Here is a 24,538-nt window from a genome sequence, read left to right on the forward strand (position 1 = left end):
TCGAACACGCGGCCCTCGGCCAGTGGGTCAAGCGCGCTGGTCGGTTCGTCGAGCAGCAAGAGCGAACTGCCCTGCGCCGCCAGCGCGCCGCGGGCGAGCGCCAGCCGCTGCCGCTGACCGCCCGACCGATTGCCGCCCCGCTCGCTCAGGCCGCTGTGCAGCCCGTCGGGCAGGCGTTCGAGCACCTCGTCGAACGCCGGTATGCATGCCGACGTGAGCGCGGCGCAGCGGCGCCATCACCGTGTCCATGCGCCGGCCGAGCAGCGTGCGCGACGCCGCCTGCAGCCGCAGGCCGATCACCGTGCCGGCATTGCCGACGAAGTCGAGCAGCGCCGCGGCATAGCGGCGCTCGGCGTCGTTTTCGGCGCGGGCGAGCTGCATCAATGTGCGGTCGAAGCGCAGGATGATGAAAGAAATGATCACGTAGCCGGTGATCGCGATCGCCCCGCTGGTGCGCGACAAGAGCGCCAGCGCCACCAGCGGGCCCACGAAGTTGAACGCGCTCTGCAGATAGTCGAACTGGTTCTGCGCAAAGTCGGACAGCGCCCGGCTGGCCTGCATCACGCGGTGCTGCAGCTCGCCCGAATGCCGCCCGTCGCGCCACGCCAGGGGTGCTGCGGCGATGCGCGCATAAAGCTGATCCGCCAGCCGCACGCGCACCCGCACCCGCACCCCCACATTGCGCTCCAGCACCCGACCCGGGCCATGCAACAACCACGACAGCAGATAGATGCCGATCAGATAGGCAATCCAGCGCCCCGCCGTCGCCATGTCGCCCTGCTGCAGCGCATTGATCGCCTGCGCGGCGAGCCAGGGCATGGTGAGCCGCATCAGTTGCGCACCGGACAGCAGCGCGGCGGCGCCGAGCATCTGCGGCCGCACGCCTTTTGCATGAAGCCACAGCGCGCGGTAGAGGTCGCGGGCGGCGCCGCTGAGGCCGATGGCGGGGGGCGGGGCGGCGGAAAGGCCGGGGGCGGAAGTGGATTCCGTCATGCGGTGAGGGCTCCGGTGCTGTGAGTCGCAGCGCGTTGCCGCATGGGGCGCGGCGAGGCAAAGCACTATTGTGCCGGGTCAGATGTGGAAATCCGGAGAGCGCGCTGCGGGGCTACCGGTGCAAACCTTTTCGGATGGATCCCAACGTGAAAACGATGCGATGGCTCACCGGGCCTTGGGGTGCTCGACGGCAAATCACGTGCGAACCTTGCCCGCACTCATTGCTCGCGCTGACCGGTTTTCCCGGCCTTTGCGTCCTCGGTCCGGCCACGGACAAATGCCGACCGCGAGAACTTGAAGCGCCCGGCAACGGGTGGTATATATCGCCGTATATACCATGTCGAGAACACCTCCCATGACCACGGCGAAACTGTTCAAGAACGGCCGAAGTCAGGCGGTACGCCTGCCGGCCGAATTCCGCTTCGAAGGTGACGAGGTCTGCATCCGGCGTGACCCCGAAACCGGCGACGTCATCCTGAGCCCGTACAGACGCACATTCTCGGACTGGCTCGCATTGCGCGACGCGCTCATTGCCGAAGCCCCTCAGGAATTCGCCGACTTCGACATCCCTCGCGACAGCGCGCCGCCGCAGTTGCGCGACTGGCCATGACACCACTCGGCCCCTGCATGCTCGACACCAATGCCGCGTCGGCACTGATACGCGGCAACGCGCATCCGGTGCTGCTGGCCGCGATGGACGAACAGCGCGTGTGCCTCTCGGTCATCACCGAAGCCGAACTTCGCTACGGCGTGCGCCGCCGCCCGGAAGCCAAGCGCCTTGCGCGTGCGGTCGACACCTTTTTGCAAGCCCTGCCCATCGTGCCCTGGACATCTTCCACCGCCGCGACCTTTGCCGAACTGCGCACGCGGATGGAAGCCCATGGCGTGAGTCTCGCCGCGATGGACTTGTTGATCGCCACCCAGGCCGTCGCCGAGGGCTGCACCCTCATCACCGCCGACCGCGCGTTCGCGCACGTGCCGGGTCTGAGGACATTTGACTGGTCGGCCGGCAATACGCCGGCACACGAGCCCGCGGACTGAGGCCGGAACAGGCGGCCGCCCTAGACCCCCGGCCAGCGGGCCATGCGCGCTGGTGGGTTCGTCGCCCTGTCCTTGGGCAGGGTGATGCCCAGTTGCTGCGTAGTGCGGGTTTTCAAAACCCGCACAACCGGTTCGGGTCATCGAAAAACCCGTGAACCGATCCGGGTTTTCGTAGGAGCCTATCCACGGCTGGCGATGCGGCCTCTGAACACGCGCCGGCGCCCGATCAACCGCCCCATCGCGGGCAGGGCCCGCTCCTGCGAAAACCGGGCGCACCGATCCGGATCTCGAAAATCCCGCGTGCCGGTTCGGATCATCGGGGTGATGGGGGACGGATGGGGTTTCCGTCATTCAGTCATTGCCCCTTTTCTGGCGACCCGCATCAAGCCGCTGCTCGCTCACCAGTCCGGAGACCTGTCTATGCCCGGTTGCTCAAGGCTGCACATCACCCTCAGGATCATCCCGCAGCATGGCCTCGTAATCCTGACCACCGTAGTAGATGCCGAGAATGGACACCTGATCGACATCGACCGCGAAGGCAATCACCGCGCGCTTGCGGTAATGCGTGATGCGCAGTCCGGCCCGAACATCATCACGCCGTATGCCTCGATGCGGGAAGACATTCAGACTTTCGCAGTACGCGACGATGGCGTCGGTGTAGTGCGCGGCAACAGTCGGGGATGCCGCGCGCGCAATGTAGACATACAGGGACAGAAGCTGCCCGGAAGCTTCCGGCGTGAAAACGACGCGATGGCTCATCCAGCCTTGGCGTGCTCGGCGGCCAGTTGCGCACGAACTTCGTCCGGGCTCAGCGCACGTGAAGGATCCGCCTTGAGCGCGTCGTAGGCTGGCCCCACCTGTTGCACCAGCCAGCTTTCAACCGCCCTGTCGCGCGCCAGCAGCGCGCGCAGACCATCGCGGATGACTTCGCTTTCGCTGGCGTATTCGCCCGACCGGACTTTCTCTTTCACCACATCCGCCATGTCATTGGGCAGGGTGATGCTCAGTTGCTGGGTGGTGCGCATCGTGGGCTCCTCGGCAGGACAGGATTTAATCCTATTCCCGAGTGGTTTCAGCGTCCAGCCCACTCCCGGTTCGGCGACGACAGCGAGCGCTGCGGAGGACATGTCCGGCGACCAGCCCAGCGCCCCTTACACCGGGCGGACGGCACCGCTAAAGTAAGGATTCCTTTCTTTGGAGCCCGCCATGCTCGCCAAGCTCACCAGCAAGAACCAGCTCACGCTACCCCGGGCGGTGACGGAAGCCATCGGCCCGACCGAGTATTTCGAAGTCGAAGCCGTCAACGGCCAGATCATCCTCACGCCGGCGCGCATCCAGCGCGGCGATGCGGTGCGGGCCAAGCTCGCCGAACTGCAGATCAACGAATCCGCTGTCGCCGACGCAGTGCCCTGGGCGCGCGACGCCGCCGCGCGTGACTGAGTCGGCCGTCCCGCCGAACGACGGGCGCGTGCCGCGCCTCTTGCTCGACACCAATGTCATGATGTCGGGGCATGTCAAACGGATGCTCGGCCATCTGGAAATCGCCGGGGCGACCGGCAGCAACGGGAGCAAGGCACCTTGAGAACTTTGACGATTGATCTCGAACATTGCTACGGCATCCGCAGGCTCACGGCGACGCTGGACTTCACGAAGACCAGCGCCATTGCCATCTACGCGCCGAACGGGTCGATGAAGACTTCGCTGGCGCAAACCTTCCAAGACATCGCCAGCGATACGGCTTCTAGGGACCGCATCTTTCCAGCGCGCGCCTGCACGCGGAACGTCAAGGATGAGACCGGCGCCGAACTGCCGAAAGAGAGCGTGCTCGTGGTCCGCCCCTACGAAGAAGCTATGGGGCACACGACAAAGACGTCGACATTGCTGGTGAATCCTGCGCTCCGAAAGGAGTACGAGGACCTGCACACTGCGATTGACGCAGCAAAGGCGGCGTTGCTTAAGGCCCTGCAGGAGCAGTCCGGTTCCAAACGCGATATCGAGAAGGAATTCTCCTTGGCATTCACGGCCAACGACAACGAGTTCTATGTCGCCCTGAACCGCATCAAGGATGAGGTGGCGAACCGGCCGGATGCTCCGCTGAAGGATGTGCCCTACGACCTGATCTTTGATGAGAAGGTGCAGAGCTTCCTCGACACCAAGGACTTCAAGACCGCAATCGACGGATTTATAAAGAAGTACAACGAGCTGCTGGCCGAATCGACCTACTTCAAGAAGGGCGTCTTCAACTACTACAATGCCGCGCAGATCGCCAAGCAACTCGCCGACAACGGCTTCTTTGCCGCAAACCACTCCATCAACCTCAACGCGGGCGAGAAGAAGGAAATCACGACGCAGAAAGAATTGGAGGAGCTGATCTCCAAGGAGAAGGAGGCGATCTCGAACGATAAGGACCTGCGCAAGAAGTTCGCTGAGATCGAGAAGCTCATCCAGAAGAACGTTACCGTACGCGACTTCGAGGCTTATCTCCTCAACCACGAGGAGCTGCTGGCCAAGTTCGCCAATATGGCCAACTTCCGGCAGGAAGTCTGGAAGGCCTATATCGATGCCCGGTTTGACCTCTACAAGGCCTTGCTGGACCAATACCAAGCGGCCGAGGCGCGGCGCAAGGAAATCGAGGAGCAGGCGAAGAAGGAGAGGACCCAGTGGGAATATGTCATAGAGATTTTCAACGAGCGCTTCTTCGTACCGTTCAAGCTGGAAGCATCGAACCGCGTGGACGTGATCCTGGGCCAGCAGGAGATGCTGAGTCTCGACTTCATCTTCAACGACGGCACCGAGCAGGCGCCCGTTGACCGCGCTTCACTGCTGCAGGCCCTCAGCACGGGGGAGAAGAAGGCCCTCTATGTACTGAACATCCTGTTCGAGATCGAGGCACGGAAGAAGGCTGGCCAGGACACGCTCATCATCGTGGACGATATCGCGGACTCGTTCGACTACAAGAACAAGTACGCGATCATTCAATACCTAATGGACATCTCGGAAAGCCCGCATTTCAAGCAAATTCTGTTGACGCACAACTTCGACTTCTACCGCACTGTCGAAAGCCGCTTCGTGGGTTACAGCAACTGCCTAATGACTTCGAAGACCGGTGCCGGCGTGGCGCTGGAACCGGCCGCTGGAATCAAGAACGTATTCACGAAGGACTGGAAGGGCGCGTTCTTCAAGGACGCGATGAAGAAGATCGCATCGATCTCATTTATACGGAATCTCATCGAGTACACGCGTGGCGAGGCCGATCCGGAATTCGTGAAGCTACGCTCTCCCTCGCGTGCGAGATCGCCAACCAGGCGCGGATCGTGCGCCCGCGCCCCGCTGGGCTCAATTTCCCGCCGGCCAAAGCCCCGCGAAATCGAATGACAACTGCCGATGGTGGCGGATGGTCAGCAGATAGACCGTCGCCACGTCATCCGCCACGGTGTAGAGCATGAGGTAGTCGCCGTGCAGATACTCGCGGAGGGAGTCGGCGGCACCTGCGGGCATGGCGGCGAGCAGGCTGAGTGCCTCGGCGGATTGGGGCGGGTGGTCGAGGTAGCGCCGACCGATGCGAGGAAAGCGGGCCAGATTCGGGATGATGGTGTTGCGCAACTGATCGAGCAGATCGTCGAAGGCTGCGCCGGCATCGGCTTCGATCAGAAAGGCTTCGATGGCTTCGAGGCGTTCCAGGAAGCTATCGGTCAGCTCGACCTGGTGGAGGGTTTCAGCCACGCGTCTTTCGGGCTTTGCCGGTGGAAGGAACAGTCTCGCTGGCAACTGCCGCCGACCCCTTCGCGCGACGCTGCTGCAGCCCGGTGATCGCGAAATCGGCCGCCTGGGTACGCCCGGCCGTGATGTCGGCCAGACCGCGCCGTGCATCGTCAATCAGCAACAAGTGGATGCGTTCGCGTTCCAGCCGGTGGTAATAGTCCAGCCGGTCGGCGTCGATCAGGGCCACGTAGCTTTCACCGTTCTTGGTGATGATCTTTTCTGCGCCGGCCTTGGCCTGGTCGGCGAGTTCGGAAAGATTGGCGCGTGCCTGGGTGAAGGGCACGACATCACTGGCAGAAAACCCCATGGCTCGCTCCCTGGAGGGTGGGTAGGTGACAGAATTCTGTGCAGTTTATCTCAGCGAGTCGGGGACTGGAGGCGGGTCATTCATTGCGGCGGTGAGGTCAAGCAGCGTGCTCGCACGTCGCTTGACCTGACGCATGCAGCCGATGGCGGCGGCGCTTGCAGCAACTGCTTGAACCGCCGCGGGCGTGGACTTCCTGGACAATCCTCTTGAGCTTTTCGATTGACGCGTCGTTCGGCGCGATGGCGATGACCGGCATGTCGCGGTCGCCCCTCGTCGGCGAGCAGTCGGCACCTCAAACTATCGACTTTTATCTGAAATTAGATAAATTATCCGAACTCAGATAATTTTGGATAATCGCGATGATCGCCTTCCCCCGTACTGCGCTGGCCCAGGAGCTGGTGGCTGCATTGCAGGGCAAGACCCTGCTCGGCGATGCCCACAACGGGCTGTTTCTGGCCGCACCACGGCGCACCGGCAAATCCACCTTCCTGCAGGGTGACCTGCAACCGGCCCTGCAGGCGGTGGGCGTGGTGGTCGTCTATGTGGACTTGTGGGCCGATACGCGGCGCGACCCCGGCGCGCTGATCGCCGAAGCCATTGCCCGGGCACTGCAGCCTCAACTGGGCCTGGTGGCGCGCACGGCAAGGAAGGCGGGCCTGGACAAGGTGAAGGTCGGCGGGCTTGAGGTGGACACCAGCAGGATAGGCAAGGTCGATGGCCTCACCTTGACCGACGCACTGCGACTGCTGCATGAAAGAGCGGGCCAACCGGTGGCGCTGATCATCGACGAAGCCCAGCATGCGCTGACCAGTGACGCGGGTGAGGCGGCGATGACGGCACTGAAATCCGCGCGTGACCAGCTCAACAAGCCGGGTGCCGTCAATCTGATGCTGGTCATGTCGGGCTCTGACCGCGACAAGCTGCTGCGACTGGTCAACACCGCTGGCGCCCCGTTCTACGGCTCGCAAATACAGCGCATGCCGCCGCTGGGGCCGGACTTCATCGCTCACGTGGCAGGCCTGATCGAGGCGCAAAGATCTGAACTCGGGGCGGTGGATCAGACCTTGCTGCAGCAGGCCTTCGAAATGTTCGGATTCAGGCCACAGTTTTTCATGGCGGCATTGGGTCAGGTGCTGAGCCCCCTCGCCGCCCTGAGCGGACGTTTCGAACCCGCCCTGCTTGAGGCGGCCATGCGGCAGCAGGCACAGGATGAAGCGCAGATGGAATCCGAATACGTGGGGCTCCGGCCTGTCGAGCAGGCGGTGCTCTGGCGCATGCTGGCGCAGGGGCCGATGTTTCGGCCTTACGACGCCGAGGCACTGCGCTTTTACCGCGACAAGTCAGGCCAGCCGGTCAGTGTGACGCAGGCACAGAAGGCGCTGGAATCATTGCGCCAGCGCATGCCGGCACTGGTGTGGAAATCGGCACGCGGCGAATACGCTCTGGAAGATGCCGCCATGCACCGCTGGTTCGAAGCGCGTGTGGGCAGCGAAACCTGGCCACCCAGCCCACCTCAGGGGATGCTTCCCCTGGAAGACGATTGACTGCTACCGGTAGCGGTACGTCTAATCCGTCCGCACCACCCCCCCCTTCGCATTGAACGCATACCGAAACGAAAACCACTTTTCCAGCTCCGATCCGGTCTCGATGCGGAAGGCGGTCATCAGCCGCTCGCCGTCTGTCTTCAGGTAGATCGCGCCGTACACCTCCACATTGCTGCGCGCCAGTTCCTTCACGTCGAGCTTGATGGCGTCGAGCGCTTCGGGTGACAGCGCGGTGGCCAGGGCGTCGATGCGGTCGAGCAGTTTCTGCACTTGCGCGCCGTCTTCGAGCGGGCGCGACGAGCGCTGCAGTTCGGTGGACAGGATGACCGGCGCGTCGCCGCGGCCGTAGCGGCCGAGGCGGCCCAGCAGGTCGGGGCGCGGATGGACGTGCCCTTCCTGGTCGCCCGATGAAATGATGAAGGCGGCCGGATTGACCGCGGCGAGAAAGGCGTCGGTCACCTTCTCGGAGCCGTGGTGACAGGATTTCATCACCTCGGAGCGGAAGGTTTTCTGCGCCTCGGCCACCATGGCGTCGTGGTCGGGCGTACCGGGCTTCGGGAACGTGGCGCGGCCGGTGTAGTGCTGCAGCAGGAATTTCTCGGCCGGCTCGTTCAGGTCGCCGCCGAACAGCACGGAAAACTGTCCGTACTGCAGCCTGAGCAGCACCGAATGACCGTTCTTGGTTTCGCCGTAGCTCTTCAGGCGGCGCAGGGCGGGCTTGCCGCCGGGCCCTTTTTCGACCACCGGCCCGAGCACGCGGATGGTGTAGCCGCGCCGGTTCGACGGCGCGAAGTCGGGCATCCACGCGACACCGCCTTCGCGTTTTGCGTGTTCGGTCGACAGCATGCGCAGGGTTTTGATTTTCGGGTTCTGCAGCGCCGCCCGCATCAGCTTCGGAAACTCGTAGCGGGTGTTGGCCGGCAGCGCACCGAACAGGCGCGTCACGTCAGCCTTGTCGACCGCCAGCGCGGTCACGTACGACACGCCGCTTGCCGGATCGGCTACCGGTTCGCCGCCGAGCTTGGCCCAGGTGCCGGTGACGGCGCGTTCGACCAGACCGTTGTGATAGACCGTCCTGAAGCCGATCTTGTGGTCGCTGAACAGCGCCTGGAAGCCGAGATAGTGATCGTTGGTCGGGATGCGTCACGACCGCGGCGTGGAAATTGAAGCCGCGGTAGCTCTTGAACCGTGCGTTCAGGAAGGCGCGCATATTGCCCTCCTTGCCGGCGTCGATGACGATGATGCGTTCGTCCTTGCCGGTTTCGGGTGAGATGAGCACCGCGCCGTCGCCCTGCCCCACGTCGACGAACACGATTTCGAGCGGGCGCCGCTCGACGGTGTCTTCGGCCGCGATGTACAACGTGCGGCGCTTGTCGGGCGAGCGCGCCGCCCAGTCGATCTCGAGCCGGCCGTCATCCAGCGCGCGCTTCACCGTCAGGTAGTCGCCCCAGATGACTTCGCGCACCTTGCGGCCGGCTGCGTCATGGAGATATGTCTTCCTGCCGTCCTTGCGCAACGCGACGAACCGGTGTGCCATGGCATTCCCCTGCGGAGTCAGGTGCGAGTGAAATGAAGCCGCGGCGTGCACATCGGAAGCGGATCGGGTACGCGAGGCGGGCTCGTGTGGTCAAAACTAGCACAAGGACATCGGCTTGGCCTGAAGGACGCGCGGAACGGCGGGCTTCAGCGGAGTTGTCCGCACGGCAGGGTTCGCCCGCCGCTTCGTTTCAGGCAGCAATCGCGAGCAAGCTCGCTCCCACGAAAGACCCGGCTGCGATTGCGGCTCACGCGCGGAAGTCTGAGTGCGTGCCCCCGTGGCGGATATTCAAGATGTTCAGGGTGGGCTCTGCAGAAAAGGCCCCGTGTATTTCAAGATACTTTTACGTGGATGCTCTTCAGGCAATTGTTCTTAAGCATTTTTTTTGTGATTTTAAAGATACCAGTCAAGTCGATTACAGATAATCTATGATCCGGATTCCATTTCGACGCCCGGGTTGCTCATGCCAGCCTTTCGCCACCATGACCTGAATTTGCTCAACCCCGCCTTCGACTCGCCGCTCGTCGATGTGGTGACCGAGCTGGAACATCTGCGCCGCCTGCGGCTGGAAGGCAGCACGCCGGCACCGGTGTTCTTCCAGCTCAAGCAGATCTTCCACATGCTGGAAAGCCTGGGTTCGGCCCGTATCGAGGGCAACCACACCACGCTGGCCGACTACGTCGAAAGCCGGCTCGAAGCAAGTGTGGCGACCGTGAGCGACACGCTGCGCGAAATGGCCAATATCGAAGAGGCCATGACCTTCATCGAAGCGCATTTCGCACCGGGCGACGACATCACCGAGCATTTCGTGCGCGAGCTGCATGCGCTGACGGTGCGCGAATTGCAGCGGGAAGGTGACGCCACCCCCGGCGCCTACCGCCACGGGTCGGTGCAGATTTCGCAGTCCGACCACCTTCCGCCCGAGGCGCTGCAGGTGCCGCAGTACATGAGCGAGCTGGTGGCCTTCATCAATCAGCCTGACCCGCGCAAGTACGACCTGATCAAGGTCGCGCTCGCGCACCACCGTTTCGCGTGGATACACCCCTTCGGCAACGGCAACGGTCGGGTGGTCCGGCTGCTGACCTACACCTTGATGATCAAGTACGGTTTCGACGTCAAGGCGGGCGGGCGGGTGCTGAATCCGACCGCAGTGTTCTGCAACGACCGTGATCGCTACTACGCCATGCTCAGCCAGGCGGATACCGGCACACCGGAAGGACGGGAGGCGTGGTGCATCTACGTGCTGTCCGGCGTGCTCGACGAACTGGGCAAGGTGGCCCGGCTGACCGACCAGCGCTACCTCATCGAACACATCCTGACGCCGGCGTTGCGCCACGCGCGCGAGCGCGAGTCATTGACGCACATGGAAGAGCGGGTGCTCATGGCGACGGCGCACGCAGGGGTCGCCAAGGCGAGTGACCTGAAAGACGCGATGCCCGCAATGACGGAAGCCCAGCGCACCTACCAGATCCGCAAGCTCGTGGAACGCCTGATGCTCGTGCCGATCCGCGACGGTGCGCGTCAGTACACCGTGGGTTTCAGCAACAACGTGCTGCTGCGCGGCGTCATTCGCGCATTGGCGACGGAAGGCTTCGTTCCCGACGCACTGAACCGCCCCGGATGATGGATAGCGAAGCGCGCGGTGCGCCTCACTCCACCGTCACGCTCTTCGCCAGATTGCGCGGCTTGTCCACATCGGTGCCCTTCACCAGCGCCGCGTGATACGCCAGCAGTTGCAGCGGAATGACGTGCAGCACGGGTGACAGCAGGCCGTAGTTCTCCGGCATGTTCAGGATGTGCAGGCCTTCGCCTTCGACCATTTCGGTGCCGGCGTCGGCGATGACGTACAGCTCGCCGCCACGCGCGCGCACTTCCTGGATATTGCTTTTGAGTTTCTCGATCAGCGCGTCGTTCGGCGCGATGGCGATGACCGGCATGTCGCGGTCGACCAGCGCCAGCGGGCCGTGCTTGAGTTCGCCGGCCGGATAGGCTTCGGCGTGGATGTAGGAAATTTCCTTGAGCTTGAGCGCGCCTTCGAGCGCGATCGGGTAGTGCTGGCCGCGACCGAGGAACAGCGCGTGCTGCTTCATCGCGAAGCGTTCGGCCCAGGCCTGTATCTGCGGCTCGAGCTCGAGCACGCGGGTGACCGCGCTGGGCAGATGGCGCAGCGCCTTCAGGTATTTCTCTTCCTGCGCGTTGCTGAGCGTGCCGCGCGTCTTGGCGACGGCGAGCGTGAGCAGCGCCAGGGCGGCGAGCTGGGTGGTGTAGGCCTTGGTCGAGGCGACGCCGATTTCCGGGCCGGCGCGGGTGATGAAGCGGAGCGACGATTCGCGCACGATGGCCGATTCCGGCACGTTGCAGATCGACAGCGTGTGCATCATGCCGAGCGACTTCGCGTACTTCAGCGCGGCCAGCGTGTCGGCGGTCTCACCCGACTGCGAAATGGTGACGACCAGCGTATCCGGGTCGGCGACCGGCTTGCGGTAGCGGTATTCGCTGGCGATTTCGACGCTGCATTCGATGCCGGCGACGTCTTCCAGCCAGTAGCGCGCGACCAGACCGGCGTGATAGCTGGTGCCGCAGGCGAGCACGAGCACGCGGCGCACCGAGCGGAACACGTTGTCGGCTTCGGCGCCGAACAGATTGGGCGTGATGGAGCGCGCCTGGGCGAGCATTTCCAGCGTGTTCGACAGCGCAGCCGGCTGTTCGAAAATCTCTTTCTGCATGTAGTGGCGGTAGTTGCCCAGTTCGACCGCGTCGGCCGACAGCTGGCTCACCTGCACCGCGCGCTCGACCGGCGAGCCGTCGAGACGGAACACGCGCATCGAAGTGCGCGTGAGTTCGGCCATGTCGCCGTCTTCCAGATAGATCATGTTGCGCGTGACCTGCAGCAGCGCCGAGGTGTCGGACGCGGCGTAGTTGCCGTTGTCCGACAGGCCGAGCACCAGCGGCGAGCCGTGGCGCGACACGACGATGCGCGAATCTTCGCCCTCGGTGACGATGGCGATGGCGTAGGCGCCGATCAGTTCGTTGCAGGTGGCGCGCACCGCGTCGATCAGGTCGGGCGTGGGGTGCTCAGCCCCCTGAGCTGCCGCTTGCGCGTCAGCCCCCCCGAGGGGGGCAGGAGTACTTGGGGCGGCCCGGCGTCCTCCTGAAAGGTGATAACGCACCAGGTGGGCGATCACTTCGGTGTCGGTTTCCGACGTGAAGGTGTAGCCCAGCCCGGTCAGGCGGGCGCGCAGCGGCTCGAAGTTTTCGATGATGCCGTTGTGCACCACGGCCAGACCGTCGCTGATGTGCGGGTGGGCGTTGCGCTCCGACGGCACGCCGTGCGTGGCCCAGCGCGTGTGCGCGATGCCGATCGACGCTTCGAGCTTCTGTTCGTCGGCCTGGGCGGCCAGTTCGGCCACGCGGCCGACCGAGCGCAGGCGGCGCAGCGCGGTGCCCTGCGCACCATTGAGCACGGCCAGACCGGCCGAGTCATAGCCGCGGTATTCAAGTTTGCGCAGTCCTTCGAGCAGGACGGGGACGATATTCTGGCCGGAGATGGCCGCAACGATGCCGCACATGGGGACGTTCCTTTAAGCAGAGCTGCGCAAAAATTCGGATGGGGAAAAGCGTTACTTCTTCTTCACCGGCCGGGTCCAGCCGGTGATCGTGATCTGGCGGGCGCGCGATATCGTCAGCGCGCCGGGCGGCGCGTCTTCGGTCAGCGTGGTGCCTGCACCCAGGGTGGCACCGCGGCCGACGGTGACCGGTGCGACGAGCTGGGTGTCGGAGCCGATGAACACATCGTCTTCGATCACGGTGCGGAATTTGTTTGCGCCATCGTAGTTGCAGCAGATGGTGCCGGCGCCGATATTCACGCGGCTGCCGACCGTGGCGTCGCCGACGTAGGCCAGGTGGTTGGCCTTGCTGTGGGCGGCGATGTCGCTGTTTTTCACCTCGACGAAATTGCCGATGTGCACGTCTTCGGCCAGCCTGGCGCCGGGGCGCAGGCGGGCGTACGGGCCGAGCTGGCAGCCGGCGCCGACGGTGGCGTCGTCAAAGTGGCAGAACGGCGCGATGCGCGTGCCGGCGGCGATGGTGACGTTGCGCAGCACCGAGTGGGCGCCGACAACGACGCCGTCGCCCAGCTCGACGCGGCCTTCGAAGATGCAGCCGATGTCGATCTCGACGTCGCGCCCGCACACGAGCTCGCCGCGCACGTCGATGCGCGCCGGGTCGCGCAGCGTGACACCCTCGTTCAGCAGGCGTTCAGCGTTCTCGCGTTGATGGGTGCGTTCGAGATCGGCCAGTTGCGCCTTGTCGTTCACGCCGAGCGTTTCCGAAACACGCGCCGGTTGCGTGCTCACCACCGGCACGCCGTCGCGCACCGCGGCGGCGACGACGTCGGTCAGGTAGTACTCGCGCTGCGCGTTGTCGTTCGACAGATGGGTGAGCCACCCGCCCAGCCGTGCGCCGGGCACCACCATGATGCCGGTGTTCACTTCATGGATCTTGCGTTCGCCCTCGGTCGCGTCCTTCTGCTCGACGATGCGCACGATGCGTCCGGCGGCGTCGCGCACGATGCGGCCGTAGCCGGTGGGGTCGTCGAGCGTGACGGTGAGGATGGCCAGCCTGTCTTCGCCGGCCGCGTCGGCCAGCTTGACCAGTGTGTCGGCGCGCAGCAGCGGCACGTCGCCATAGAGGATGAGCACCGGCTCTTCGCGCGACAATGCCGGCAGCGCCTGCATCACGGCATGGCCGGTACCCAGTTGTTCGGCCTGCAGCGCCCAGTCGACCTGCAGATCGGAGAAGGCGGCACGCACGGCGTCGCCGCCATGGCCGTACACCACACAGGTGCGCGAGGGCTGCAACGAGGCTGCGGTACGCAGTACGTGCCCGAGCAGCGGGCGGTCGGACAAGAGTTGCAACACCTTGGGCAGCGCGGAACGCATGCGCTTGCCCTGACCGGCGGCGAGGATAACAATCTGCATCGGACACCCTGTAGCGGAAAACCGCATCAACTCTAGCATTGGGGGACATTGGCCTGCTGCGCAGCAGTTCTCGCACAGCCGGGAAAGTGCATCGGCAATGCAACCTGCGCCCGCGCATGCGGACCAATGAAGGCTATGGCTTCGAGTACTTACGACATGAGATACGGATCGCTTTACATCGCCGCGCTGATTTCTTTCAGCACGATCGCGACCGCCGACACGGTGCATCGCTGGAAGGACGAAAACGGGGTGATCAACTACGGTCACACGCCGCCAGCCGGCGTGCGCTCGACGCCGGTCCAGACGATCGATCCGCTGAGAGTGACACGACCGCCGGGCGCGACGGCCGATTCGCCGACGGCGCCAGCCTCACCGGCGAATCTGGATCGCAACGCGGTACGCGATGAGGTCGAACAGGCGCTGCGCCAGCAGTCGGTTAACCAGGCCGCCGAAGCCCGCGAACAGGAAGAAAGCGCCCGCCTCGCGGCGCGAAAGCGGTGTGAAGCGCAGCGCCGGGTGGATTGCGACGACCCCGCCGTGCTCGATGACAGTCTGTACGCCGTCCCCCCGCGCATCGTGCGGCGCCATTTCCCGACCCAGCCGGTGTACGCGCCGATCCGCCCGCCCGCACAGCCGGCCGAGCGGCCGATGTTGATGCGCAAGTTGCCGTAGCGGAACGTCGGCTCACACTGAGGTTTTCGTAAGAGGCACCCACCGCTGGCCCTGCATGGCAGGCCGGCTCTGCGGGCGATTGCGCGCTCCGACCACGCAGCGGCGCTTGAACAATGTACGTATCGCGGACGGGGTCCGCTCCTACGAAAGGCGGCGCAGGTGGTTGATGTGCCGCTTTTTTTCGCAGGAGCCTCCCACGGCTGGCCTTGCATGGCCAGCCGGCTCTGCGGGCGACGAGCAATGCTCGCCGAAACCCCCGCTCCGCCCCCGCAGGCGGTTGCGCGCTCCGGACACGCAGCGGCGCTTGAACAACGTACGTATCGCGGACGGGGTCCGCTCCTACGAAAGGCGGCGCAGGTGGTTGATGTGCCGCCGTTTTTCGTAGGAGCCTGCCCCGCAGGCGATTACGCGCTGACGACCCTCTCCACGCCGGCCGGTCGGCCGGCGTTCCCCCTTTTCGCCCGCAGGGCGATCCGGGAAGGGCGGGCGATCAGCGTGGCAGGGTCGATGAACCCATCAGGAACTGGTCTACTTCGCGGGCGCATTGACGACCTTCGCGGATCGCCCACACCACGAGCGACTGGCCGCGGCGCATGTCGCCGGCGGCGAACACCTTGGGCACGCTGGTCGCGTAGCAGCCGTCACCGTCGGTCGTGGCCTTTGCGTTGCCACGGGTGTCCTTGTCGACGCCGAAGCTGTCGAGGATGCTGGCGGCCGGGCTGACGAAGCCCATCGCGAGCAGCACGAGGTCGGCGTCCATCAGGGTTTCCGAGCCGGGCACTTCCTGCATGCGGCCGTCTTTCCATTCGACGCGCACGGCCTTGAGCTGCTTGACCTTGCCGCGATTCGGGCCGTCTTCATGGCCGATGAATTCCTTGGTCGCGACCGCCCAATCACGTTCGCAGCCTTCTTCATGGCTGGACGATGTGCGCAGCTTGACCGGCCAGTACGGCCACACCAGCGGCTTGTTTTCGGCTTCCGGCGGCTGCGGCAGCAGTTCGAACTGGCTCACGCTGGCTGCGCCGTGGCGGTTCGACGTGCCGACGCAGTCCGAACCGGTGTCGCCGCCGCCGATCACGACGACGTGCTTGCCGGTCGCCATGATCTGGTTCGGCACGGTGTCGCCGGCGACCACGCGGTTCTGCAGCGGCAGGAAGTCCATCGCGAAATGCACGCCGTCGAGGTCGCGGCCCGGCACCGGCAGGTCGCGCGGCTGTTCGGCACCGCCGGCCAGCACGACGGCGTCGAACTCGGCGTCCAGCTGCGCCGGGCTGATGACCGTTGCGGCGTCGCTGTGCACCGGCGAACCTTCCGGCAGATCACCGATGCGCACGCCGGTGCGGAAGGTGACGCCTTCGGCTTCCATCTGCGCGACGCGACGGTCGATGTGCGACTTTTCCATCTTGAAGTCGGGGATGCCGTAACGCAGCAAGCCGCCGACGCGGCTGTTCTTCTCGAACACGGTCACGTCGTGGCCGACGCGGGCCAGTTGCTGCGCCACCGCCAGCCCGGCAGGGCCGGAGCCGACGACAGCCACCTTCCTGCCGGTCTTTACGGCCGGCGGCTGCGGCACGACCCAGCCCATTTCCCAGGCCTTGTCGATGATCGCGTGCTCGATCGACTTGATGCCCACCGCGTCGCTGTTGATGGTCAGCGTACAGGCGGCTTCGCACGGCGCCGGGCAGATGCGGCCGGTGAACTCGGGGAAGTTGTTGGTCGAGTGCAGCACCTCGATCGCCTGCTTCCAGTCCTGGCGGTAAACCAGATCGTTGAAGTCGGGAATGATGTTGTTGACCGGGCAGCCGTTGTTGCAGAACGGAATGCCGCAGTCCATGCAGCGCGCACCCTGCACCCTGGCTTCTTCGTCGCTCAGGTGCAGCACGAATTCGCGGTAATTGTGGACGCGCTCGGCGACCGGCAGCGACGCCTCGGACAGGCGCTGGAATTCAAGAAAACCGGTGGACTTTCCCATGACTCGTGTTCCTGTTACTTGGCCAGGGCTGCGCTCGGCGCTTCCGCGCGGGCAGCCATTTCGCGCAGCGCGCGACGGTATTCGATCGGCATCACCTTGACGAACTTCGAGCGCCACTGCGCCCAGTTGTCGAGCACGTCGCGCGCGCGCGCCGAGCCGGTGAAGTGCAGGTGACGGGTGACCAGGCGACGGATGATCTCTTCGTCGCACATGTCGACATGGTTCACCACCGCGCGACCGATCACATCAACGTCGGCGTCGTCCGCCAGATCACCGCTCAGCGCGTCGATTTCGACCATGGACATGTTGCAGCGTTTGGCGAAGCTGCCGTCTTCATCGAGCACGTAGGCCACCCCGCCCGACATGCCGGCGGCGAAGTTGCGGCCGGTCTGGCCGAGCACGACCACGGTGCCGCCGGTCATGTATTCGCAACCGTGGTCACCGGTGCCTTCGACCACCGCGATGGCGCCCGAATTGCGCACCGCGAAACGTTCGCCGGCCACGCCGCGGAAGTAGCACTCGCCTTCGATCGCGCCATACAGCACGGTGTTGCCGACGATGATGTTCTGTTCCGCCTTGCCGCGGAACGCGTCGCTCGGCTTGATGATGATGCGGCCGCCGGACAGGCCCTTGGCGACGTAGTCATTGCCCTGGCCGGTCAGTTCCAGCGTGATGCCGCGTGCGATGAAGGCGCCGAAGCTCTGGCCGGCGGTACCGGACAGCTTCACCGTGATGGTGCCGTCGGGCAGGCCGGCGTGGCCGTACTTGCTGGCCACGGCGTGCGACAGCATGGTGCCGGCGGTGCGGTTCACGTTGGTGATCGGCGACTCGATGACCACCGGCTTGCCGCTTTCGATGGCGTCCTTCGCCTTGGCGATCAGCGCATGGTCGAGCGCGCGGTCGATGCCGTGGTCCTGCGTTTCCGAATGGCAGCGCGACACCTCGGCTGGCACTGGCGGCATGAAGAAGATGCGCGAAAAGTCGAGCCCGCGCGCCTTCCAGTGCTCGATGCCGGCACGCGTGTCGAGCAGGTCGGCGCGGCCGATCAGGTCTTCGAACTTGCGGATGCCCATCGACGCCATCAATTCGCGCACCTCTTCGGCGACGAAGAAGAAGAAATTGACGACGTGTTCGGGCTGGCCGGTGAATTTCTTGCGCAGCACCGGATCCTGGGTCGCAACGCCGACCGGGCAGGTGTTCAGGTGGCACTTGCGCATCATGATGCAGCCTTCGACGACCAGCGGCGCCGTGGCGAAACCGAACTCGTCGGCGCCGAGCAGCGCGCCGATCAGCACATCGCGACCGGTTTTCATCTGGCCGTCGGCCTGCACGCGGATGCGGCCGCGCAGGCGGTTCAGCACCAGCGTCTGCTGGGTTTCGGCCAGGCCGAGTTCCCACGGTGTGCCGCAGTGCTTGATCGACGAAATCGGGCTGGCACCGGTGCCGCCGTCGTGACCGGCGATCACGACGTGGTCGGCCTTGGCCTTCGACACACCGGCCGCGACCGTTCCGACACCGATTTCCGACACCAGCTTGACCGATACCGAAGCCTGCGGATTCGAGTTCTTCAGGTCGTGGATCAGCTGTGCCAGATCCTCGATCGAGTAGATGTCATGGTGCGGCGGCGGCGAAATCAGGCCGACACCCGGCACCGAGTGACGCAGGAAACCGATGTATTCCGACACCTTGTGGCCGGGCAGCTGACCGCCCTCGCCCGGCTTGGCGCCCTGTGCCATCTTGATCTGCAGCTGGTCGGCGCTGGCCAGGTATTCGGCGGTGACGCCGAAACGGCCGGACGCGACCTGCTTGATCTTCGAGCGCAGTGAATCGCCCTTCTTCAACGGCAGCGCGACTTCCACGCGCGACGAGCCGATCAGCTTGTCGAGCGTGGTGTCTTCGGTCACCGGATTGAAGCGGATCGGATCTTCGCCGCCCTCGCCGGTGTTCGACTTGCCGCCGATGCGGTTCATCGCAATGGCCAGCGTGGTGTGCGCTTCGGTCGAGATCGAGCCGAGCGACATGGCGCCGGTGGCGAAGCGCTTGACGATGTCGACCGCCGCTTCGACTTCCGACAGCGGCACCGGCGGGCCGGCCGGCTTGATGTCGAACAGACCGCGCAGCGTCATGTGACGCTTCGTCTGGTCATTGATGATCTTCGCGTATTCCTTGTACGTGTCGTACTTGTTGGCGCGCGTCGAGTGCTGCAGCTTGGCGATGGCGTCCGGCGTCCACATGTGTTCTTCGCCGCGGACGCGGAAGGCGTACTCGCCGCCGGCATCCAGCGCATTGGCCAGCACCGGGTCGTTGCCGAAAGCCTGGGCGTGCGTGCGCAGCGCTTCTTCGGCGACTTCCGCCAGGCCGATGCCTTCGACCTGGGTGGCGGTGCCGGTGAAGTAGCGCTTCACGAAGGCCGAGTTGAGGCCGATGGCTTCGAAGATCTGCGCGCCGCTGTACGACTGATAGGTCGAAATGCCCATCTTGGACATGACCTTGTTCAGACCCTTGCCGACCGCCTTGATGAAGCGCTTCGACGCTTCCTTGGTCGACAACCCGGACGGCAGCTCGTTGGAAATTTCGGCGATGGTGTCGAAGGCCAGCCACGGACAGATCGCCTCGGCGCCGTAACCGGCGAGCAGCGCGAAGTGGTGGGTTTCACGGGCCGAACCGGTATCGATCACCAGACCGGTCAGCGTGCGCAGGCCCTTGTGCACCAGATGGTGATGTACGGCAGACGTGGCGAGCAACGCGGGTACGGCGACGCGCTCGCGCGACACGGCACGGTCGGACAGCAGCACGATGTTGAAGCCGTCAGCCACCGACTTCTCGGCCGCCACCTGCAGGCGCCGGATGGTCGCTTCGCAACCGGCGACGCCCTCGGCAGCCGGATACGTCATGTCGAGCACCAGCGAGCGGTACTTGCCGCCGGTCAGGCGCTCGATGTCGCGCAGGCGCATCAGGTCCTGGTTGGTCAGCACCGGCTGGGTCAGTTCAAGGCGCGGTGTCAGGCCCTCTTCATTGTCGGCCACGCCCATCAGGTTGGGACGCGGGCCGATGAAGGACGCGAGCGACATGACGATCTCTTCGCGGATCGGGTCGATCGGCGGATTGGTCACCTGCGCGAACAGCTGCTTGAAATAGCTGTACAGCGGCTTGTTGCGGTCGGACAGCACCGGCAGCGTCGAGTCGTTACCCATCGAGCCGATGGCTTCTTCGCCGGCCGAGGCCATCGGCGCGAGGATGAACTTGATGTCTTCCTGCGTGTAGCCGAAGGCCTGCTGCGTGTCGAGCAGGGTTTCCGTGCGGCTGTTCGCGTACTCGACTTCTTCCAGCTCAGTCAGGAAGAAGCGCGAATCGGTGATCCACTTGTCGTACGGATATTCGGTCGACAGCTCGTGCTTGAGCGCGCCATCTTCAATGATCGCGCCCTTTTCGAGGTCGATCATGAACATCTTGCCCGGCTGCAGGCGCCATTTCTGGATGATGCGTTCGTCCGGAATCGGCAGCACGCCCATTTCGGACGCCATGACGACCAGATCGTCGTCGGTCACGAGGAAACGTGCCGGGCGCAGGCCGTTGCGGTCGAGCGTGGCACCGATCTGGCGGCCGTCGGTGAAGGCCACGGCGGCCGGGCCGTCCCACGGCTCCATGATCGCGGCGTGGAATTCGTAGAACGCGCGGCGCTCTTCGTCCATCAGCGGATTGCCGGCCCAGGCTTCCGGGATCAGCATCATCATGGCGTGCGCCAGCGAATAGCCGCCCATGACCAGCAGTTCGAGCGCGTTGTCGAACGACGCCGAATCGGAGCCGCCTTCGACGATCAGCGGCCACAGCTTGTCGAGATCGTCGCCCAGTGCGGCCGATTTCATCGACTTCTGGCGCGCCTTCATCCAGTTGATGTTGCCGCGCACGGTGTTGATTTCACCGTTGTGGGCAATCATGCGGAAGGGGTGGGCCAGATCCCAGGTCGGGAAGGTGTTGGTCGAGAAGCGCTGGTGCACGAGGGCCAGCGCCGACATCGCGCGGCTGTCCCGCAGGTCGAGGAAGTACTCGCCCACCTGGTTGGCCAGCAGCATGCCCTTGTAGACAATGGTGCGCGACGACAGCGACGGGATATAGAACTGACCGACATCGGACAGCTTGAGCGCGCGCACCGCATGTTCGACGCGCTTGCGCACGACGAACAGCTTGCGTTCGAAGGCGGTCTGGTCGGCCACGGTGTCCGGGCGGCCGATCAGCACCTGGCGCATCTGCGGCTCCATGGCGCGGGCCGCTTCGGCCAGCACGCTGCTGTCGCGCGGCAGATCGCGCCAGCCGAGGAAGGTCAGGCCTTCTTCATGGATGATGCGCGCGACGACCGATTCACAGGCGGCGGCGCCATTGGCGGATTGCGGCAGGAAAACGGTTCCGCAGGCGTAATCGCCGGCGGCGGGCAGCGTGATGCCGAGTTTGCCGGCTTCGTCGCGCAGCAGCGCGTCGGGCAGCTGGATCAGGATGCCGGCACCGTCACCGAGCATCGGGTCGTAACCGGTGGCACCCCGATGGTCGAGATTCTTCAGGATCAGCAGACCCTTTTCGATGATGTCGTGCGACGTGCGATTCTTGATGTTCGCAACGAAACCCACACCACATGCATCGTGCTCGTTTTCGGGGTCGTACAGACCTTGAGTATGGGGAAGACCCATTGCATTCGTCCTCGGAACTCGTTTGCCAACCGCGCACGGAACCGGCCCTGCGGCCTGTCGCACTGCGGGAATTCGCACCTCCAAGCCCGTGAAAAAGCCGGCTTCCACGATCATCGCCTGACGGCGGGACGATGTGGGCACCGGCTCGGGTGGCCTGGCCGCTTCAACGCTGAAGCCGCTCCGGGCACTTTTGGGGTGGACGACGGAGTATACGGACATGCACGGCCGCAGACAATACTCGTTCCGCGGTGCATCAAAACGTGACGGATTCCGGCGTGCGTTGGTCGCTTCAGATGTCGCCCACGGCAAACAGCCGGCGGTGTTCGCGCATGGCGTAACGGTCAGTCATGCCGGCGATGTAATCGGCGATGGCGCGTGCGCGGTCGTCCTTCGCCATGGACTGGTACTGCGGCGGCAGCAACTTCGGATCGCCGTGGAAGGCGCCGAACAGTTCGGCCACGATGCGCCGCGCCTTGGCCGTCATGCGCAGCACCTGATAATGGCGGTACAGCTCGTCGCGCAGGAACTGCTTCAGGGTGCGCTGTTCCGCCCGCATGGCGTCACTGTAGGCGACGAGCTCCGGCCCGCCGCGCACGTCTTCGATCGACTTCGGCGCGGCTGCCGCGATGCGGGAACGGGTTTCGGCCACCAGATCAACGACTTGTGCGTTGATCATGCGCCGGATCGTTTCGTGGATCAGGCGCCGGCCGGTGATCTGCGGATACCGCTCGAGCACTTCGCGCCGGTAGCGCGCGAACACCGGCACCTCTTCGAGCTGTTCAAGCGTGATCAGGCCGGAGCGCAGACCGTCGTCGACATCGTGATTGTTATAGGCGATTTCGTCCGCCAGATTGCAGATCTGCGCCTCGATGGTCGGCTGGGTGCGCTCGATGAAGCGCCGGCCCAGGTCGCCGAGGTCGCGCGCGCGCGCCGGCGAACAGTGCTTCAGAATGCCTTCGCGCGTCTCGAACGTGAGGTTCAGCCCGTCGAAGGCGCCGTAGCGCTCTTCCAGCAGATCGACCGTGCGCAGGCTCTGCAGGTTGTGCTCGAAGCCGCCGTGTTCGCGCATGCACTCGTTCAGTGCGTCCTGGCCGGCGTGGCCGAACGGCGTATGGCCGAGGTCGTGCGACAGCGAAATCGCCTCGACCAGATCCTCGTTGACCCAAAGCGCGCGCGCGATCGAGCGGGCGATCTGCGCCACTTCGATGCTGTGGGTCAGCCGCGTGCGAAAGAGGTCGCCCTCGTGATTGACGAATACCTGCGTCTTGTATTCGAGGCGGCGGAACGCGGTGCTGTGGATGATGCGGTCGCGATCGCGCTGGAACTGGCTGCGCCCGGACGGCGCGTCTTCGGCGTGCACACGGCCCAGCGAGTTGTCTTCACGCGCGGCGTACGGGGCCAGTTCAGACATCGGCGCAACACTGTTCGATCGCCGATGCGACGTCAGGCCGCGTCGCCTCGCCCCACACCACGGCTTCGCCGATGGCGCGCAGCAGCACCAGCCGCAGCTTGCCGGCTTCGACCTTCTTGTCGTGCGACATCAGTTCGAGATAACGGTCGACACCCAGGCGCGGACCGCGCAGCGCCAGGCCGGCTGCTTCGTGGATGGCGCGGATGCGCGCGATGTCGGCGTCGCCCAGCCAGCCCAGGCGGCGCGACAGTTCGGCCGCCATCAGCGTGCCGGCGGCGACGGCTTCGCCGTGCAGCCATTCGCCGTAGCCAAGACCGGTTTCGATCGCGTGGCCGAAGGTATGACCGAGATTGAGCAGTGCCCGCACGCCGGTTTCGGTTTCGTCCTCGATCACCACCTCGGCCTTGTTGCGGCAGGAGCGTTCGATGGCAAACGCCAGCGCGTCGGCGTCGCGCGCCAGCAGGCGCGGCATGTTGATTTCGAGCCAGTCGAAGAATTCGCGGTCGCGGATCAGGCCGTACTTGATCACTTCGGCCAGGCCGGCCTTCAATTCACGCTCCGGCAGCGTGTCGAGCGTATCGATGTCGGCCAGCACCAGCTTCGGCTGATGAAAGGCGCCGATCATGTTCTTGCCGAGCGGGTGATTGATGGCGGTCTTGCCGCCGACGCTGGAATCGACCTGCGACAGCAGCGTGGTCGGCACCTGGATGAAGGGCACGCCGCGTTGATATGTGGCGGCGGCGAAGCCGACCATGTCACCGATGACACCGCCGCCCAGCGCGATCAGCGTGGTCGAACGTTCGACCCGGGCGCCGAGCAGCGCGTCGAAGATGAGATTCAGCGTCGGCCAATCCTTGTGCGCTTCGCCGTCGGGCAGCACGACCAGCTGGTGCGCGACATCAACCGAATCAAGGGCGGCGAGCACGCGGGCGGCGTACAGCGGCGCAACCACCTCATTGCTGATGACGACCGCGCGCTTGCGTTTGAGCACCGACGCAAACAAGTCGCCACGATCGATCAGGCCGCGACCGATGTGGATGTCGTAGGCGCGCTCATCGAGGGCGACGTTCAGGCTGCGCATCGGCTCAGGTATTCCCGTTCAAGTTGACGAACGATGGTCAGCGGGCTGCCCAGCCCGCTTTCGGCAATGAAATCCGCGACCTCGCGGTACAGTGGATCGCGGATGCCGTGCAGCTCGCGCACCCGGGCGCGCGGATCATCGACCTGCAGCAGGGGCCGGTTGCGGTCGCCGCGCGTGCGGTGCCACAGCACGTCGGGCGGCACATCGAGATAGACCACCCATCCGCCCGCCTTCAGATGCTCTCGGTTCATCGGGTCGAGCACGGCGCCGCCGCCGGTAGCCAGTACGAGGCCCGATTCCTGGGCCAGCGCTTCGATCACCGCGCTTTCGCGCCGGCGGAAACCCGCCTCGCCCTCGATTTCAAAGATGGTCGGAATACTGACGCCGGTGCGCGCCTCGATTTCGTGATCGCAGTCGACGAAGCGCTTGCGCAGGCGTCGCGCAAGCTGCCGTCCGACCGTGGTTTTGCCGGCGCCCATCAGGCCGACGAGAATGATGTTGTCGCTGTGTTCCACGGGCCGGATTCTAGCAGTGCCCGCCCGCCCCGACAGACGGCC

The 24,538-nt window shown here is 64.8% G+C and carries 22 protein-coding genes and 1 pseudogene; 8 read left to right on the plus strand and 15 right to left on the minus strand.

Annotated features, from left to right (window positions below; genetic code table 11):
• Positions 1-185 (minus strand): ATP-binding cassette domain-containing protein (locus Q8Q80_RS09395; protein WP_305632667.1); only part of this gene is annotated, 185 nt, incomplete at its 3' end.
• A gap of 148 nt (positions 186-333) precedes the next feature.
• A pseudogene (locus tag Q8Q80_RS09400) lies at positions 334-993 on the minus strand (ABC transporter transmembrane domain-containing protein); the annotation flags it as partial.
• A gap of 355 nt (positions 994-1,348) precedes the next feature.
• On the opposite strand from Q8Q80_RS09400, the gene Q8Q80_RS09405 reads away from it, so the two are divergent.
• Positions 1,349-1,603 carry an antitoxin gene (locus Q8Q80_RS09405; protein WP_305614625.1) on the plus strand — a complete coding sequence of 85 codons (255 nt, stop codon included), beginning with the start codon at positions 1,349-1,351 and terminating at the stop codon, positions 1,601-1,603.
• A 17-nt stretch (positions 1,604-1,620) separates the two neighbouring features.
• Complete coding sequence (locus Q8Q80_RS09410; protein ID WP_305632668.1) at positions 1,621-2,034, plus strand: type II toxin-antitoxin system VapC family toxin; 414 nt, start codon at positions 1,621-1,623, stop codon at positions 2,032-2,034.
• A gap of 432 nt (positions 2,035-2,466) precedes the next feature.
• On the opposite strand, the gene Q8Q80_RS09415 is transcribed toward Q8Q80_RS09410, so the two are convergent.
• Both Q8Q80_RS09415 and Q8Q80_RS09420 read right to left on the minus strand, forming a co-directional pair.
• The gene (locus Q8Q80_RS09415; RefSeq protein ID WP_305632669.1) at positions 2,467-2,793 is read right to left on the minus strand and encodes a type II toxin-antitoxin system RelE/ParE family toxin; all 327 of its coding nucleotides are present in this window, start codon (positions 2,791-2,793) and stop codon (positions 2,467-2,469) included.
• On the minus strand, positions 2,790-3,059 hold the full coding sequence (locus tag Q8Q80_RS09420) for a type II toxin-antitoxin system ParD family antitoxin (protein WP_305632670.1): 270 nt from the start codon (positions 3,057-3,059) through the stop codon (positions 2,790-2,792). The genes Q8Q80_RS09415 and Q8Q80_RS09420 overlap by 4 nt, the downstream gene beginning before the upstream one ends.
• Positions 3,060-3,240: 181 nt before the next feature.
• On the opposite strand from Q8Q80_RS09420, the gene Q8Q80_RS09425 reads away from it, so the two are divergent.
• Together Q8Q80_RS09425 and Q8Q80_RS09430 are read left to right on the plus strand one after the other, a co-directional pair.
• Positions 3,241-3,474 carry an AbrB/MazE/SpoVT family DNA-binding domain-containing protein gene (locus Q8Q80_RS09425; protein WP_305632671.1) on the plus strand — a complete coding sequence of 78 codons (234 nt, stop codon included), beginning with the start codon at positions 3,241-3,243 and terminating at the stop codon, positions 3,472-3,474.
• Between the two features lie 147 nt (positions 3,475-3,621).
• Positions 3,622-5,409, plus strand: coding sequence for a hypothetical protein (locus Q8Q80_RS09430; protein WP_305632672.1), 1,788 nt, complete (start codon positions 3,622-3,624; stop codon positions 5,407-5,409).
• Here Q8Q80_RS09430 and Q8Q80_RS09435 read toward each other — a convergent pair.
• Complete coding sequence (locus Q8Q80_RS09435) at positions 5,371-5,757, minus strand: type II toxin-antitoxin system RelE/ParE family toxin (protein WP_305632673.1); 387 nt, start codon at positions 5,755-5,757, stop codon at positions 5,371-5,373. The two genes, Q8Q80_RS09430 and Q8Q80_RS09435, sit on opposite strands and share 39 nt — an antisense overlap.
• Positions 5,750-6,103, minus strand: a complete 354-nt coding sequence (locus Q8Q80_RS09440; protein ID WP_305632674.1) for a type II toxin-antitoxin system Phd/YefM family antitoxin — start codon at positions 6,101-6,103, stop codon at positions 5,750-5,752. Before Q8Q80_RS09440 ends, Q8Q80_RS09435 begins: the two co-directional genes overlap by 8 nt.
• Positions 6,104-6,258: 155 nt before the next feature.
• Here Q8Q80_RS09440 and Q8Q80_RS09445 point away from each other — a divergent pair, with 155 nt between their 5' ends.
• The gene (locus Q8Q80_RS09445) at positions 6,259-6,447 is read left to right on the plus strand and encodes a hypothetical protein (protein WP_305632675.1); all 189 of its coding nucleotides are present in this window, start codon (positions 6,259-6,261) and stop codon (positions 6,445-6,447) included.
• 15 nt (positions 6,448-6,462) lie between these two features.
• Entirely contained in the window at positions 6,463-7,647 is a 1,185-nt protein-coding gene (locus Q8Q80_RS09450) for an AAA family ATPase (RefSeq protein WP_305632676.1), read from the plus strand.
• 21 nt (positions 7,648-7,668) lie between these two features.
• Here Q8Q80_RS09450 and Q8Q80_RS09455 read toward each other — a convergent pair whose 3' ends face one another.
• Together Q8Q80_RS09455 and Q8Q80_RS09460 are read right to left on the minus strand one after the other, a co-directional pair.
• The gene (locus tag Q8Q80_RS09455; protein WP_305632677.1) at positions 7,669-8,631 is read right to left on the minus strand and encodes a hypothetical protein; all 963 of its coding nucleotides are present in this window, start codon (positions 8,629-8,631) and stop codon (positions 7,669-7,671) included.
• The gene (locus Q8Q80_RS09460; protein WP_305632678.1) at positions 8,594-9,184 is read right to left on the minus strand and encodes a hypothetical protein; all 591 of its coding nucleotides are present in this window, start codon (positions 9,182-9,184) and stop codon (positions 8,594-8,596) included. Before Q8Q80_RS09460 ends, Q8Q80_RS09455 begins: the two co-directional genes overlap by 38 nt.
• Positions 9,185-9,647: 463 nt before the next feature.
• Here Q8Q80_RS09460 and Q8Q80_RS09465 point away from each other — a divergent pair, with 463 nt between their 5' ends.
• Positions 9,648-10,808: a Fic family protein gene (locus tag Q8Q80_RS09465; protein WP_305632679.1), complete on the plus strand. Its 1,161-nt coding sequence runs from the start codon at positions 9,648-9,650 to the stop codon at positions 10,806-10,808.
• 25 nt (positions 10,809-10,833) lie between these two features.
• Here the strand turns inward: Q8Q80_RS09465 and glmS are convergent, their stop codons facing one another.
• Both glmS and glmU read right to left on the minus strand, forming a co-directional pair.
• The gene (gene glmS, locus Q8Q80_RS09470) at positions 10,834-12,753 is read right to left on the minus strand and encodes a glutamine--fructose-6-phosphate transaminase (isomerizing) (RefSeq protein WP_305632680.1); all 1,920 of its coding nucleotides are present in this window, start codon (positions 12,751-12,753) and stop codon (positions 10,834-10,836) included.
• A gap of 51 nt (positions 12,754-12,804) precedes the next feature.
• Positions 12,805-14,163 carry a bifunctional UDP-N-acetylglucosamine diphosphorylase/glucosamine-1-phosphate N-acetyltransferase GlmU gene (gene glmU / locus Q8Q80_RS09475; protein ID WP_305632681.1) on the minus strand — a complete coding sequence of 453 codons (1,359 nt, stop codon included), beginning with the start codon at positions 14,161-14,163 and terminating at the stop codon, positions 12,805-12,807.
• 156 nt (positions 14,164-14,319) lie between these two features.
• Here glmU and Q8Q80_RS09480 point away from each other — a divergent pair, with 156 nt between their 5' ends.
• Positions 14,320-14,835: a DUF4124 domain-containing protein gene (locus Q8Q80_RS09480; RefSeq protein ID WP_305632682.1), complete on the plus strand. Its 516-nt coding sequence runs from the start codon at positions 14,320-14,322 to the stop codon at positions 14,833-14,835.
• Between the two features lie 490 nt (positions 14,836-15,325).
• On the opposite strand, the gene Q8Q80_RS09485 is transcribed toward Q8Q80_RS09480, so the two are convergent.
• The 5 genes from Q8Q80_RS09485 to Q8Q80_RS09505 form a co-directional block, all read right to left on the minus strand.
• Positions 15,326-16,807, minus strand: a complete 1,482-nt coding sequence (locus tag Q8Q80_RS09485; RefSeq protein WP_305632683.1) for a glutamate synthase subunit beta — start codon at positions 16,805-16,807, stop codon at positions 15,326-15,328.
• 14 nt (positions 16,808-16,821) lie between these two features.
• A complete protein-coding gene (locus tag Q8Q80_RS09490; protein ID WP_305632684.1) occupies positions 16,822-21,489 on the minus strand; it encodes a glutamate synthase-related protein in 4,668 nt (1,555 codons plus the stop codon).
• Positions 21,490-21,778: 289 nt separating this feature from the next.
• Complete coding sequence (locus tag Q8Q80_RS09495; protein WP_305632685.1) at positions 21,779-22,900, minus strand: deoxyguanosinetriphosphate triphosphohydrolase; 1,122 nt, start codon at positions 22,898-22,900, stop codon at positions 21,779-21,781.
• Positions 22,893-23,981, minus strand: a complete 1,089-nt coding sequence (gene aroB / locus Q8Q80_RS09500) for a 3-dehydroquinate synthase (protein WP_305632686.1) — start codon at positions 23,979-23,981, stop codon at positions 22,893-22,895. Before aroB ends, Q8Q80_RS09495 begins: the two co-directional genes overlap by 8 nt.
• Positions 23,969-24,496, minus strand: coding sequence for a shikimate kinase (locus tag Q8Q80_RS09505; protein ID WP_305632687.1), 528 nt, complete (start codon positions 24,494-24,496; stop codon positions 23,969-23,971). The genes aroB and Q8Q80_RS09505 overlap by 13 nt, the downstream gene beginning before the upstream one ends.
• Positions 24,497-24,538: the final 42 nt, after the last annotated feature.

The sequence above is a fragment of the Methyloversatilis sp. genome, from assembly GCF_030698125.1.
In the GTDB taxonomy this organism is placed as follows: domain Bacteria; phylum Pseudomonadota; class Gammaproteobacteria; order Burkholderiales; family Rhodocyclaceae; genus Methyloversatilis.

Bases quoted from the DNA above. Each gene is read 5' to 3' on its own strand.
- Q8Q80_RS09490 (WP_305632684.1), bottom strand. From the start codon at position 21,489: ATGGGTCTTCCCCATACTCAAGGTCTGTACGACCCCGAAAACGAGCAC.
- Q8Q80_RS09460 (WP_305632678.1), bottom strand. From the start codon at position 9,184: ATGGCACACCGGTTCGTCGCGTTGCGCAAGGACGGCAGGAAGACATAT.
- aroB (WP_305632686.1), bottom strand. From the start codon at position 23,981: ATGCGCAGCCTGAACGTCGCCCTCGATGAGCGCGCCTACGACATCCAC.
- Q8Q80_RS09495 (WP_305632685.1), bottom strand. From the start codon at position 22,900: ATGTCTGAACTGGCCCCGTACGCCGCGCGTGAAGACAACTCGCTGGGC.
- Q8Q80_RS09450 (WP_305632676.1), top strand. From the start codon at position 6,463: ATGATCGCCTTCCCCCGTACTGCGCTGGCCCAGGAGCTGGTGGCTGCA.
- Q8Q80_RS09440 (WP_305632674.1), bottom strand. From the start codon at position 6,103: ATGGGGTTTTCTGCCAGTGATGTCGTGCCCTTCACCCAGGCACGCGCC.
- Q8Q80_RS09425 (WP_305632671.1), top strand. From the start codon at position 3,241: ATGCTCGCCAAGCTCACCAGCAAGAACCAGCTCACGCTACCCCGGGCG.
- Q8Q80_RS09480 (WP_305632682.1), top strand. From the start codon at position 14,320: ATGAGATACGGATCGCTTTACATCGCCGCGCTGATTTCTTTCAGCACG.
- Q8Q80_RS09465 (WP_305632679.1), top strand. From the start codon at position 9,648: ATGCCAGCCTTTCGCCACCATGACCTGAATTTGCTCAACCCCGCCTTC.
- glmU (WP_305632681.1), bottom strand. From the start codon at position 14,163: ATGCAGATTGTTATCCTCGCCGCCGGTCAGGGCAAGCGCATGCGTTCC.
- Q8Q80_RS09405 (WP_305614625.1), top strand. From the start codon at position 1,349: ATGACCACGGCGAAACTGTTCAAGAACGGCCGAAGTCAGGCGGTACGC.
- Q8Q80_RS09410 (WP_305632668.1), top strand. From the start codon at position 1,621: ATGCTCGACACCAATGCCGCGTCGGCACTGATACGCGGCAACGCGCAT.
- Q8Q80_RS09415 (WP_305632669.1), bottom strand. From the start codon at position 2,793: ATGAGCCATCGCGTCGTTTTCACGCCGGAAGCTTCCGGGCAGCTTCTG.
- glmS (WP_305632680.1), bottom strand. From the start codon at position 12,753: ATGTGCGGCATCGTTGCGGCCATCTCCGGCCAGAATATCGTCCCCGTC.
- Q8Q80_RS09485 (WP_305632683.1), bottom strand. From the start codon at position 16,807: ATGGGAAAGTCCACCGGTTTTCTTGAATTCCAGCGCCTGTCCGAGGCG.
- Q8Q80_RS09420 (WP_305632670.1), bottom strand. From the start codon at position 3,059: ATGCGCACCACCCAGCAACTGAGCATCACCCTGCCCAATGACATGGCG.